This window comes from Streptomyces liliifuscus (assembly GCF_016598615.1).
Classification (GTDB): domain Bacteria; phylum Actinomycetota; class Actinomycetes; order Streptomycetales; family Streptomycetaceae; genus Streptomyces; species Streptomyces liliifuscus.
Genome location: NZ_CP066831.1, coordinates 7,361,657 through 7,375,053 on the forward strand (window position 1 = coordinate 7,361,657; position 13,397 = coordinate 7,375,053).

The following is a 13,397-nucleotide window of genomic DNA, read 5'->3' on the forward strand; positions in this document are numbered from 1 at the left end:
GGGCGGTCCGCGTTCGGGGTGGCGCTCAGGTGGCCAGCGGGTCGAGGGCCAGGGGCTCGATCCTGCCCTCCAGCATCGCGCCCAGGCCGAGGACCGCGCACACGTCGGGGCGTTCGGCGATGTGCACCGGCATGCCCGTCGCGTGCCGCAGCATCTGGTCGAGGCCCGGCAGCAGGGCGCTGCCGCCGACCATCATGATCCCGCGGTCGGCGAGGTCGGCCACCAGGTCCGGCGGGCAGACGCGGAGCACCTTGCCGATGCCGTCGAGGACGGCGGTCAGCGGGGTCTGGATCGCGTCGCGCACGGCGGCCGTGTCGACCTGCACGGAACGGGCGAGGCCGGTGGCCACGTCCCTGCCGTGGATCTCGGTGGAGGCGGGGCCGTGCGGGGTCAGCCCGTTCCCGGAGAGGGCGAGCTGCAGCGGTCGTACGGACTGCGACGGAAGCATCAACTCGTGCTGGTGGCGCAGGTGTTGGACGATCGCGTGGTCGATGGCCTCGCCGCCGACCGGGATGCGCGCGGCGGTCACGATCGATCCGAGGGACAGCACCGCGACCTGGGTGGCGGCGGCCCCGCACACCATGATCATGGTCGCCTCGGGCCGCTCGACGGGCAGCCCGCAGCCCACTCCGGCGGCGATGAGCGTGTCGACGAGCTCGACGCGCCGCGCACCGAGTCCGACGAGCGTCTCGACGGCGGCGCGCTCCGCGAGCGGGTCGGCGTCGTGCGGGGTGCAGATGGCCGCCCGCAGCCGGGGCTTGCGGCGCAGGGCGCGGCGCACCTTGTCGCCGAGCAGCTGGCGGAGCATGCGCTGGGCCATCTCGATGTCGACGACCGTGCCGCCGGAGACGGGCCGTACGACGCGGATGTAGTCGGGCGTGCGGCCCGTCATCTTCTCCGCGAACTCGCCGACGGCGATCAGGGCGCCGGTCTTCGTGTTCACGGCGGCGACGCTCGGCTGGTCCACGACGAGCCCGGCGCCCTTCACGAACACACGCGTCCTCGCCGCCCCCATGTCGACGGCGAAATGGCAGCGGCGCAACTGCTCCAGGCTGGCGGTCATCGCGGGTCCTCCCGAGAGCACGGACGGTGGGACTCGGCCGGGCGGCGGTCCTCCTTCGCATCGTGGGGGACCTGACGGGGTGTCGCCTTTTGAGGTGGGCCGGGTGGGGTGCCGCTGGATGGGTGGTCTTGGGCGAGGGCGTGGGTCCCGGTGGTGGGCGCGGGGCTCAGGTGTTGGGGAGTGCCTGGATCAGGGGCGCCCATGAGGCGGTGGTCAGCTCGCAGCCCGCGCGGAGCAGGCGCTGTCTGTGCGGCTCGGAGCGGGTGTAGCCGAGGAAGCGGAGGCCGATGGCGTTCGCGGCGGTCAGCTCGGCGACCGACGAGCCGACCAGCACGGCGTCCGACGGCGACGCGCCGAGCTGGTCCAGGGCCCGCAGGAGGCAGTCCGGGTTCGGCATCAGCCGGGTCAGGTCCTCGGAGCGGCCGTGCACCCCGCCGTTCACCAGGCCGGTCAGCCGTCCGTGGGCCTGCAGATACATCCAGACGGCGCTCGGCGCGTTGTCCGCGACGACGGCGACGCGCCGGCCGAGGGCGTTGAGCGTGGTGATCAGGGAGTCGGAGAACGGGGTGGCCGTGGCGGTGGAGACGGCCCGCTCCTCGATGCGGTTGAGCCGGCGGCGCAGATCGGCTCCCAGGGGGTGCCCGGCGAACTCCCGCAACAGGTCGAGCGGGTTCGAACGCCCCTCCAGGCGTGATGTGGGTGCGCCCCCCGGCGACAGCGGCTCGCCGCTCGGCTCGCCACGCGGCACGGCGCTCGGCGCGGCTTCGGGGTGGCGCAGTTCGGCGAGGAGCGCGGTGAGCTCCTGGGTGACCTGGTCCTCCTTGGCCCGGGTGTAGAGGCGTACGAGAGGGCCGTCGAAGCCGATGAGTACGTGGGGCACGTCGACCAGGAAGGGGGCGGCGGCGTCCGGGGGCGGGGCGAACGACTCGGCCGCCGGAGGGAGGAACGGCGGCTCTTCCTTCGGCTTCAGCCGCACCGAGCACGTCACCGAGAGCCCGGGAACCGGCCAGCTGTGCAGCTCGTTGTGGAGCGCGCCCCGCGTGGGCACACGGTGGACCGGGTGACGACGGGTGACGCGTCCGGCCTCCTTGATGACGTGGCCGAGGAGGCGTTCGGTCACGTTGCCGGTGTCACCGCCCACGAACGCCACCGGGTCGTTCACGTGCCAGGCGAGCTCCACGGACGCGGCGAAGGTTCCGCCGCGGGAGCTGGGGAGGGACAGCCGGTGGCCGGACCGCTGGGGGGTGAGGTCGACCTCGTAGTACGTGATCGGGCGCCCCGAAGCGGGTGCCTCGTGGAGCCGGTCGGGGTCGAGGAGCGTCAGCGCGCCGCCGGAGGGCTTGATGACGATGGCGGTGCGGCCGGGCTCCGGAAGGGGGATCCACCTGGGCGGGCGGGTGGTGAACGGGCCGCGGACGAGGTCGCCCTGCTCGATCTCGGGATCCGGGGCGAGCTCCGGAAGGTTCAGGGGGCAGTACCAGGCGAGGACCGGACCGTCGCGCTGCTCCGCGTGCAACGGCCGGAAAAGAGTGAGGTCGACGGGGAGGTCGCTGTTCGCGAGTTCCTCGTACAGGACGGGCGAGAGGAGGAGCGCGATGTCCGACTGCTCCGGTGCCGGCAGAGACTCCGGGGTGGGGGGCTGCGCGGTGTGCCAGAACGTCAACCGGACCCTGGGCGGCTCGTCCGCCTCCAGGAGTATGCCCGGCAGGTCGCGCAGGGCCGCGTTCAGTACGGCCAGCACGGACCGTACGGACAGCGCGGGACGTACGGACTGTTCGGGCCGGGTCGGTGGCTCGGCTGCGGTGGACACGACGTGGGCGTTGTCGACGGAGCGCATCTCGTAGTCGTCGGGAGCCAGGCCGCCGAGCGAGAGCAGCCAGACCAAGGAGTGGGAGAGCCTGTTGTGAGCCCTCCGGTGGTCGTCCGCGTCCGCGCACTCCATCGTGATGGTCGGCCGAGTGGCGTCCGCGATGCGGCTCAGGTTGCTGAGGGCGAGGAGGTGCAGTCGGCGGAGGTCCTCGTGTTCGGGGTGCGTGCGGAGCAGGTCGCCCAGGTCGCTGGCCGCCTGTTCGAAGTGGCCCAGTTCCAGGTCGAGTTCGGCGCGGGTGACGTGGAGCGAGAGACGCAGGGCGCGCAGCCGGGTGCGGGTCGCCTCGGCGGCGGGGCCGGGGACTCCGTCGAGGGGTTCGCCGTACCAGAGGTCGAGGGCGCGTTGGACGGCGTCGCGGGCCGTCGTCGGGTCACCGTCCTCGCGACGGGACTTCGCCTCGGCGACGAGCTCCTCGCAGCGGTTCACGTCGACGCTGTGGTGCGGCGCGTACAGGGCGTAGCCGTCCCCGGTGGTGGTGAGAAGGCCGGGACCCAGGATCTTCCGCAGCCCCGAGGAGTAGGTGGACAGTCCTCCCGCGCGGCCCGGGGAGTGCCGCCCCCACAGTCCCTCGGTCAGCTCGATGTGTGTCACAGGACTGCCGTGTCGCAGGAGCAACATGCACAGCACGGCCTGTTCCTCGGGGGAATGGTTGTGGAGGACGTCGTCGTCCCGCTCGATCCGCACCGGACCGAGCAGGCCGTAGCGGTGTCGGTCCGCGGCGAAGGCGGCCGCGCTCGCGCCGAAGGAGGGGTCCATGAGGAACTCGGCGGCGCGACGCTGTCGGTCCGTGTCCGGAGAGAGCAGAAGACGGACGGCTGCGGCGAGCCGTGACCTGAACGCCCGCGCGAACTCCCGGAGTTCCTCCGGTGCCTCCTCCGTGCCCAGGCTCTCCAGCAGGTGTCCGAGGTCCTCCAGGTCCTTCGACTCGCCGTTCTCCCGGTCCCGCACCAGCTCGAAGTGCGTGATCCTGACGGTGCCGTCCGGAGACATCAACAGGCTCTGGGGTGTGAGGCGACCGTGTGCGACACCCTGTTCATGCAGGGCCGCGAGACCCAGCGCGATCTGCCGCACCACGGACACGCACGCCGTGAAGGGCAGTCGTGAGCTCTCGGCGGGTGTGGCTCCCTCCACGAACTCCGTGACCAGATACGCCATGTCGTCCTCGACACCGAAGTCGTGGACGTCCATCACGTTGGCGTGCCGGACACCGGAGAGAACGCGCGCGGCGCTCAGGAAATGCTCATGCCGCTCCGGCCCGATCGGGCGCGGGTACACGGCGACCGTCCTACCGGACCGGATGTCCTCGGCCTCCATCACGTGCTTGCCCCGCCCCAGCCGCCGTACGAGCCGGTACCTGCCGAGCACCAGCCCGGTGGCCGGCCTCGGCGGGGCCCCGCCCATCCTCCGTACGCTCTCCTCCTGTACCGATGTGAACGGCTCGCCGTCGGCCGTGATGTTGCCGGGGCCCGGCACGGCGACGGGGAAGTCACCGGCCGCCACTCCGGCCCGCGCGTCGATCAACGCGCCCACTCGCTCGACGAGTTCGGAGGTGCGGCCGAGTGCCGTGCGGGGCAGGGTGCGCTTCAGCAGTTCGCGTACACCGGGGCGGAAGGCGTACGAGCCCGCCCTGCCCGGGACCGCGATCAGGGCGCCGCTGAGGATCACCTCGGCGAGGTGCTGCGGCTGGGGATTCCGCTCGATCGCCGCCTGGACCAGACGCATGACCGGCAACTCGGGGCGCCCGACGGCGAGATGACCGGCGAGCCGGAAGGCCTCGGGGGAGGCGAGAGAACGGAAGCGGAGCAACAGCTCCTCGGGGGAGAGCTGCTCGATGTCGCTGCGGCCCCATTCGTCGACCGGCGCGGGCGGCGGGGCGGCGCCCAACAGGCCTACCGCGCCCGGCAGTCGGCCCCCGCCCGCCACCAGCGCCGACCAGTTCGCCAGCCAGGGCGCCGAGGCCTCCAGGACGGGGAGGGGGAGCGCGTCCCGGGGGAGGTCCTCCATGGCGTACGAGTCCACGTCGTACGCGGAGTTGGGCGCGGCGGGCCCCGGTGCGGCGATCCGGGCGGTGGTGGCGGGCAGTGCGGTGGTGCGCCACAGGCGTTCCGGGAGCGGCTGGACCACGGCGACCGGCATCCTGGCGGACCAGCGGCGCAGCGTGGCGTACCAGCGGTTGCCCGCCGGGCCGTCCCGCCACTGCGGGCCCATGCAGTCGCTGATCAGCAGAGTGACCGTTCGCCCGTCCGCGTACGCCTCCTGCGAGCCCGGGCGGCGTACCGTGCCGTCGGTCTCCAGCCGGTGCAGCTCCACCGTGCGGAAGATGCCCGACTGGGCGAGCGCCGAGTGCAGTTCGCGGACGAGCGGGCGCCAGATGGGCATCGTCGGGCCGGTGTCGTGCACGAGGTGGAGCGTCAGCCAGCGTTCGGTCGCGGGGCGCAGGACGGGCAGCCACCACTGCGGGGCGGCTCCGAGCCGGGCGATCCGGTGTGCGGTGGCCGCCTCGTCCAGTTCCTGTCCGAACGGGGCGGGGGCGCTTCGCTTGAGGGGGCGGAGGGCGCGTTGGAGTTTCAGGGGGTGGGGGAGCATGGGTGGGGCGGGGGCCAGTAGTGAGGTGTACGGGGTGGTGTTCGGGGTGGCCGCCTGGGACGTGTCTGTCTGTGTGGATGTGCCGGGTAGGCGCAGGGGGACCCTGTTGTGTGGGTGCTCGGGGATTTGGGGGTGGTGGGTGGGGTGCGGTGGGGGGTTTGCTGCGGGCTCGTTGTGGCTTGTCGCGCAGTTCCCCGCGCCCCCAAGATTTGGGGGTGCCGTGGGTGAATCCGTGCCCGAGCCCGCGTCGGCGCCCGAGCCCCCGCCCGTGCCCGAGTTGGGAGCGGTCGAGGGCGTGGTTGGAGAGTTGGTCTCGGGGGGCTTCATGTGGCCGGCCAGCCATAGGAGTTCGGCCAGTTCCACGGAGGTCGGGGTGGGGCCGTTGCCGGCCTCCGTGAGGACGTCGGCCAGGCGGGCGGCGCCGGGACCGGTGTCGGCGCCGGTCGTGGCGTTGACACCGGTGGTGGCGGCGGCCTCAGAAGACATCCGATTCGTCTCCCGTGCGGCTCAGGTACGGCATCAGCTGCTCCGCCAGGTCGTCGCGCGACGACGCGTCGATGCCTGCCGTGCCCGTGAGGTAGATGGCGTTGAGGAGTTGGTCCGTGGCGAGTTCGCCGTCCGTTCCCCGGGACAGGAAGCGCTCGATCAATTCCCGTGCGTGCGCGTCGGGTTCGCCGAGATGGGCGCGGACGATGCTCTCCAGATGGGCGGCGCGGGGCTGGTGGAGTTCGAGGCGGACACAGCGGCGGAGGAACGCGGGCGGGAACTCCCGCTCGCCGTTGCTGGTGAGGACCACGAAGGGGAAGGCGCGGCAGCGGACCCGGCCGCGCGAGACCTCGACCCGTTCGTCCGTGCCGTCGACCATGACCTCGGCGGAGGGGGTGTGCCGGGCGGCGCGGACCAGCTCCGGGATCTCGTACTGGCCCTCCTCCAGGATGTTGAGGAGGTCGTTCGGCAGGTCCAGGTCGCACTTGTCGATCTCGTCGATCAGCAGGGCGCGCGGACGGCCGTACGGCAGGAGTGCCGTGCCGAGCGGGCCGAGGCGCAGATGGTCCTGGAGCCCGCCATCGGTGGGGAGTTCATCGTCCGGCGGTACCTCGCGGGCGGCGGCGCGTCCTGCCGCGTACAGGCGGGAGAGCGGATCGTACTGGTAGAGGCCGTCGTGGAGTGTGGCTCGGCTGGTGATGTTCCAGCGCAGTACGGGGCCCAGCCGCAACTCCCTTGCCACCGCGTACGCGAGGCTCGACTTGCCGCTGCCCGGCGGGCCCGTCACCAGGAGCGGGCGGCGCAAGTACAGGGCCGCGTTGACGAGTTGGACCGCCCGGTCCGTGGCGCGGTAGGTGCGGGCGCGGTGCCGACGGTCCGGGGAGGTCGCCGAGGCGTCGTCGTTCTCGGCGGGGGTCGCCAGCTCCGGGCCGCCGTCGAAGGCGCGCCAGGGTGGTGGCGCGGGCAGCTCGGCGATGCCGTCGTGCGGTTCGCTCGTACCCGTGTAGACGGGCCACAGGGACATGGTCTCTCCGAACGTGTTCCGTGTTCCGTTGTGCGTTCCGTGCTTCAGTCGACGGCTTCGGGCCGCCTTTCATCAACCGATTTCCAGCGGCATCCTCAGCGGTCTCCTCCATGGCGTTCTCAACGGCCTTCTCAACGGCCTTCTCAACCAACGGGGTTGTGCGCGTAGCCGACGGGGTCGGGGAGGCATTCGGGGTCCTCCCAGAGCAGTGCCAGATCGTGCGCCCAGTGCGGTTCAGCGGTGCCGGACGCGTACGCCGTCTCGCGCAACTCATGGACGTACTGCGGGAGTTCGTGGGGCGGCAGGTCCGCGAGGTGTTCGGCGAGGCGGTCCAGGAACTCCGAGCCCGGGCAGTCCGCGGGCCGCCCGCACTGATGCTCGCCGCGGCAGCCGGAGCGCGGCCACAGCATCACCGGCACGGCCGCGTTCAGGCTCGCCTGGAACAGCCGTCTGACCCCGTCGGCGCGGGGCGGCGTGCCGAAGCCCACCATGTCGGCGTCCCGGCGCAGGTCGATGGTCAGTTTCACCTGGTCCTGGCCGACGGCCCAGCAGTCGATGCGGTGCAGCCGGGCCGCCGACCCAGAGTCCAGGGACCGCCACTTCTGTCTCAGCTTGTGCTGCAGGCCGCCGCTGCGCCGCCGCTCCAGGTCCATCACGACGAGCGGTGCGAAGGAGCCGAGCGGGCTGTCGTCGTCGGCGCTGCGCTTCCAGCGCGCCACATCCGCGTTGAGCCAGCGGCGCGGCAGTACGAAGGCGATCAACTCCCGGGCCCCTGGCTCCAGTTCGTGGTACGCCTCGTCGATGCGTTGCAGCGCGTACGGGCGGACGCGGTCCACCGGGAGGCGGCGGGAGCCGACCACTCGGCGGTGCCGGTCGTTGTACGCGGACACCTCGACCAGGAAGTCCCGGTTGCCGGAGCCGCTGGGGGCGATCTCCACGAGGATCGGCGACCAGGTGTGTGCCGTGGAACTCGCGCGGGTCGCGGGTGTGTTTGCGGGGGCCGGGCTGCGGTTGGTGTGTGGGTGTGGCCAGCTTCGGAGCGCCGACCGGAGCCGGGTGTCGTCCACGAAGTCGGCCAGGCGGGTCGCGAAGCGGGGGGTGGCGGACGGGTCCGTCACCTCTGAGAGGAGGTACCAGGCCGCGGACCAGAGGGAGCCGAAGCCGTGTGGGGGGAGTGGCGGCCCGAGGGGGCCCACCGCGTCCAGGTACAGCCGTTCGGGGCTGCATTCCGGAGTGCGGGGAGTCCTGTTGTGGCTCGGCTGCGCGTTTGTGGGGGCTGGGCCCGCAGTTCCCCGCGCCCCTGACGGGGCGCTGTGCCGCGGCGCGGTTGCCTCCTGAAGCCTCTCCGCCGCCTCAACCAGGTGGCGCAGGCGTTCCTTCTGGGGCTGGTCGTACTCCGGGGTGGGGATCAGGTCGCCGAGGCGGGGCCAGTAGCGGGCCATGATCTGGGCGGGGAGCATGCGGCCGTTGCGGATCTCGGGGCTGCGGGCGGCGGCGGAGACCATGCCCACGACGCGGCCGGTGTCCGCGAGGGTCACCGCGGCGCCGCTGAAGCCGGGGGCCAGCGGCTGTCCGTGCGCGGCCCACGCCTCCAGCTGGACCCACTCGCCGGCGATCAACTGGTCGGCGGTGGCCCGGTATTCGGCGAGCGTGCCCTCGTCGTACCGCTTCGGGAAGCCGTAGGCGAGGAGCCTGCGCGGGGGGTCCCCGTACGCGTCGGAGGGTGTCGCGAACTCCGCCGGCTTCAGCGACACCGGGCGGTCCAGTTCGAGTACGGCCAGGTCGCCCGGGTCGGTGTCACGGCCGTCCCAGCCGCCGTGCGCGATCACCCGGGCGGGCACCTCTCCCTCGCCGCCGTGTGCGAACGACACGGCGACCGGGGCCGTGTCGCTGTGCGCGACGACATGGGCGCAGGTCAGGACGTGCCGCTCGGTGACCAGGAAGCCGGCACCGGTGTCGCGTCCGCAGTTGATTCTCGCGTGCCAGGAAGCGCTGCTCATGAGACCGGGGTGGCCTCCGGGGAGCCCGGGGCGGGCTCGGGCGAATCGTCCGACCCACCGGACCCAGCAGACCCAGTAGACCCACCGGACCCGCCGGGAGACCAGGAGAGCTTGACCACGAGATGGCCCTCGACCGCGCTCTTTGCGATCAACGCGCCCGCCTCCGCGGTCAGTTTGACGCCGAACTCGATCTCCACGTTGTCGGGCTTCAGCGAGCCGTCCCGGAAGACGCGGAGCGCCGACTCGGCGGCCGCCCGCACCCCGTCCAGGGAGCCCTCGAACGTACGAGCCGCCTGGACCGTGCCGTCCGCGCGCGCGACCAGCCGGGAGCCGGACTCGTCCTCGACGCCTTCGACGACGATCACGGCACCGTCGTCGGTCTTGAACTCCACTAAACCGTCCATGCTGTGGCAGAACCCCCGTTTTCCGTGACTGTTGACCTACCCATTGTCACGGACGGTGCTTGGCGCTGTCGCGGTTTCCACAGGTCGTTCACCGGCTCTCTGGCGGAAAACCGCCAGGGCAGCTTTCCGCCAAGTCCGGTCGGCACCGCCGCAACACCGGCCCCCCGAGACTCTTCGCAGCATCCGGGCACCACCCCGGTCCGAGAAGAATCCGCGAAGATCCGAGAAGAAGAGGTACGGATGACCAGAGGATCCGCGAGACGTGGGGCGGCGCTCGCCTCGGCCGGGCTCGTGCTCGCGCTGCTGCCCACGGGCGGGGCCGAGGCACAGGAAGCCGAGGGACAGGACACCGGAACCCGGGCCCGTACCCGCGACGCCTCCGCCGCCCGCACCGTCACCCTCGTCACCGGCGACAAGGTGACCGTCACCGACCTCGGCGGCAGGAAGACGGTCGCCGTCGAACGGCCGCGGGGCGCCACCGGAGCCGTCCGTACGCAGACGGCGAACGGCGCCCTGACCGTCGTACCGGACGAGGCGCTGCCCTATCTGCGGGCCGGCACCCTCGACCAACGACTCTTCGACGTCGGCGAGTTGATACGGCAGGGCCTCACGGACAGCAGCACCGGCGAACTGCCGCTCATCGTCACGTACGAGAAGGGCGCGCGGGTGGCGACTCCGCGCGGCGCCGAGAGGACGCGCGGGCTGCCCAGCGTCCACGGGGCGGCTGTCGACGCCGACAAGGGGCGGACGTTCTGGCGGGCGCTGACCCGGCAGGACGGGATCGACAAGGTCTGGCTCGACGGGCGGGTCCGCGCCGACATGGCCGAAAGCAATGCCCAGATCGGTACGCCGGAGGCGTGGGAGGCAGGGCTGACCGGCAAGGGCGTCACGGTCGCCGTGCTGGACACGGGGGTGGACGTCGGCCATCCCGATCTCGACGGGCGGGTCTCCGCTACCCGGAGTTTCATCGAGGGCGAGGAGGTCGCCGACCGCAACGGCCATGGCACACACGTCACTTCGACCGTGGGCGGCAGCGGCGCCGCGTCCGACGGCAAGGAGAAGGGCGTCGCGCCCGGCGCCACCCTCGCCGTCGGGAAGGTCCTCGGCGACCAGGGCTCGGGCAGCGAGTCGCAGATCATCGCGGGCATGGAGTGGGCCGCGCGGGACGTCGGCGCCGAGGTCGTCTCGATGAGCCTCGGGTCGACCGAGCCCAGCGACGGCACCGACCCCATGGCCCAGGCCGTCGAGACCCTTTCGAAGGAGACCGGCGCCCTCTTCGTCGTCGCCGCGGGCAACACCGGTGCCCCGTCCTCCATCGGCTCGCCCGGCGCCGCCGACTCCGCGCTGACCGTCGGCGCGGTCGACTCCGCAGATCAGGCCGCGTACTTCACCAGCGCGGGCCCGCGATACGGCGACAACGCGCTGAAGCCCGACCTGTCCGCCCCCGGCGTCGACATCCTCGCCGCCCGCTCCGGCCTCGCGCCCGGCAGCGGCGACTACACCGCCATGAGCGGTACGTCGATGGCGACACCCCATGTCGCGGGCGTCGCCGCACTCCTCGCCGAGCGGCACCCCGACTGGACCGGAGCGCAGCTCAAGAGCGCGCTGATGTCGACGTCGAAGCAACTCGACGCGTCCGCCCATGTGTTGGGCGCCGGGCGCGTGAGTGTGCCGGAGGCCGTGAAGGCCGGGGTCACCGCCACGGGAAGCGTCGATCTGGGCTTCCACCGCTGGCCCTACGAGTCGAACGAGCCGGTCACCAGGACCGTCACCTACACCAACTCCTCCGACTCGACGGTCGAGTTGACCCTCGCCGTGCGGGGAGCGTCCGAGGGGGTCGCGACGCTCGCCGACTCCACGCTGACCGTGCCCGCGCACGGGACGGCCTCCACGACCGTGACCGGGGACGGCGACAAGGCCCCGGTGGGCAACACCAGCGGGCAGATCGTGGCCTCGACGGCCGATGGAACGACCGTCGCGCACACGGCCTTCGGCCTGGTCAAGGAGGAGGAGCGGTACACGCTCACCGTCCACGTCAAGGACCGCGCCGGGGACCCGACCGCCGCCGACCTCGTCGTGCAGCGACTCGCCGAGGGCGTCGACCCGTTCCCGGCCGCGGTCGGTGACTCCGGCACGGTGGAACTGCGGCTGAAGCCCGGCACGTACAGCCTGAACACCTTCCTCGACGTACGCGGCAGCCGTGGCGCCGACTCGCTCGGGCTCGGCTTCCTCGCCGCACCCGAGATCGACCTCGACCGGGACCGCGAAATCACTCTGGACGGACGCAGGTTGAGGGAGGTTGCTGCCCGCGTCGACCGGCGGACCGAGACCCGGCAGCTGCTCATGGAGTACGACCGCGCGGCGAACGGCTCGGATCTCTTCGGGGCCGTCCAGGTGCCGGTCAAGTACGACAGCGTCTTCGCGGCACCCACGGCGAAGGTGACGGAAGGCAGCTTCGAGTACCGGACCGTGTGGCGGCTCGGGAAGCCGATGCTGGAGGTGAAGGGGGTCGGGGAGGCCGTCGTCCAGCCCGGGAGCACGCTCGTCGAGGGGCGCCGCAGGCTGCCGCTCGTCGATGTCGGCACCGGGGAGTACGGCGGAAAGGACGTACGCGGCAAGGCAGTTCTCGTCCGGATGCGCGAGGGCGCGGTGCCCTCGGAGATCGCGCAGGCCGCCCAGGACGCGGGCGCCGAGGCGTTGTTCGTCACGGACGACGTGCCCGGACGGCTCAACGCCTGGTTCGGCACCGACGACAACGCCGACCGGCCGATCCAGATCGCCACGGTGAACACGGCGGACGCGGCCCGTCTGCGCGCGGCCCGGAAGGTCGAGACGAACGGGACGCGCAACACGCCCTACACATACGACCTTTCGGAAGGGCATCGCGGGAGCATCCCGGCACGCGACCTGACGTACGAGCCCTCGCGCGGCCAACTCGCCGTGCTGGACACCAGGTTCCATGCCGTGAAGCCCGTGTCCGGGAGCGAGTTCCGTTACTCGCTCACCGACGACTCCTTCCCCATCGGCATCGGCTTCCAGGAACGGATCGACTTCCCGGCCGAGCGCACCGAGTACGTCTCCACAGGACCCGGCCAGCTGTGGCACGAGTCCGTCAACGTCGGGGCCGGGGACCTGGAGGAGCGCAGCGGGCTCGTCCGCTATCGCGGGGGCACACATCCGGACCTCGACTGGTTCCGTCCCGTCTGGCATCCGTGGCTCGGCACCGGGCTCGGCTGGGGCCAGCAACGGGCAGGCGGTCAGATGCAGTTCAACACCCCGGGCTGGGGCGACTCCGGGCCCGACCACACAGGCTTCGGCAATGTGTGGAGCGACGAGACCGGAATGACCCAGTTCACCGAGGTGTACCTCGACGGGGAACTGGTCGACCGGCGGATGAGCTCCGGCGCCTATGTCTCGGACGCCCCCGCGGACGAGCACACGTACAAGGTCGTCACGGACACGACGCTGGACGCGGACCGCTGGAAGCTGAGCGCGTTGGGCCACTCCGAGTGGACGTTCAGGTCGGCGGCCACCCCCGAGAACCGCTGGACCGTACTGCCGCTGCTCAACCTCGGCTTCGACGTCGACACGGACCTCGCGGGGAACGTTCGGGGCGGGAGCCGGCTGCCGGTGGGGATCCACTCCTCGTACGTGGCGGGTGCGACGGACACCGGCGCCACGGGGGCCATCGGCGGCGGGAAGCTCGAAGTCTCCTACGACGACGGGAAGTCGTGGCGGACGGTACGGCTGTCCGGATCGGGCTCGGGTGAAGCCGCCTGGAAGGGGACCCTCACCGTGCCGCGCGGCGCTGAGTACGTGTCGCTGCGGGCCTCGGCGAGCGACGACCGGGGTGGTTCGGTGACACAGGAGATCATCCGGGCGGTGGGCGTGCGGTAGGTACGGCACGGAACCGTACGGACGCGGACGGCGCCGCCTCCCCCTGGGGCCGGGAGGCGGCGCCTTC

At 72.1% G+C, this 13,397-nt stretch carries 6 protein-coding genes; 1 reads left to right on the plus strand and 5 read right to left on the minus strand.

What is annotated here, in order from left to right; translation table 11 throughout:
• Positions 1–25: 25 nt before the first annotated feature.
• The 5 genes from JEQ17_RS31710 to JEQ17_RS31730 form a co-directional block, all read right to left on the minus strand.
• Entirely contained in the window at positions 26–1,063 is a 1,038-nt protein-coding gene (locus tag JEQ17_RS31710) for a rod shape-determining protein (RefSeq protein WP_055618758.1), read from the minus strand.
• 166 nt (positions 1,064–1,229) lie between these two features.
• Positions 1,230–6,005 (minus strand): SAV_2336 N-terminal domain-related protein, encoded by a 4,776-nt coding sequence (locus tag JEQ17_RS31715; protein WP_200398327.1) that lies wholly within the window; start codon positions 6,003–6,005, stop codon positions 1,230–1,232.
• The gene (locus JEQ17_RS31720) at positions 5,995–7,029 is read right to left on the minus strand and encodes an AAA family ATPase (protein ID WP_200398328.1); all 1,035 of its coding nucleotides are present in this window, start codon (positions 7,027–7,029) and stop codon (positions 5,995–5,997) included. Before JEQ17_RS31720 ends, JEQ17_RS31715 begins: the two co-directional genes overlap by 11 nt.
• A 143-nt stretch (positions 7,030–7,172) precedes the next feature.
• Positions 7,173–9,029 (minus strand): VMAP-C domain-containing protein, encoded by a 1,857-nt coding sequence (locus tag JEQ17_RS31725; protein WP_200398329.1) that lies wholly within the window; start codon positions 9,027–9,029, stop codon positions 7,173–7,175.
• Positions 9,026–9,433 carry a CU044_2847 family protein gene (locus JEQ17_RS31730; RefSeq protein ID WP_234048452.1) on the minus strand — a complete coding sequence of 136 codons (408 nt, stop codon included), beginning with the start codon at positions 9,431–9,433 and terminating at the stop codon, positions 9,026–9,028. The genes JEQ17_RS31725 and JEQ17_RS31730 overlap by 4 nt, the downstream gene beginning before the upstream one ends.
• 240 nt (positions 9,434–9,673) lie before the next feature.
• On the opposite strand from JEQ17_RS31730, the gene JEQ17_RS31735 reads away from it, so the two are divergent.
• Positions 9,674–13,330: a S8 family serine peptidase gene (locus tag JEQ17_RS31735; protein ID WP_200398330.1), complete on the plus strand. Its 3,657-nt coding sequence runs from the start codon at positions 9,674–9,676 to the stop codon at positions 13,328–13,330.
• Positions 13,331–13,397 lie beyond the last annotated feature (67 nt).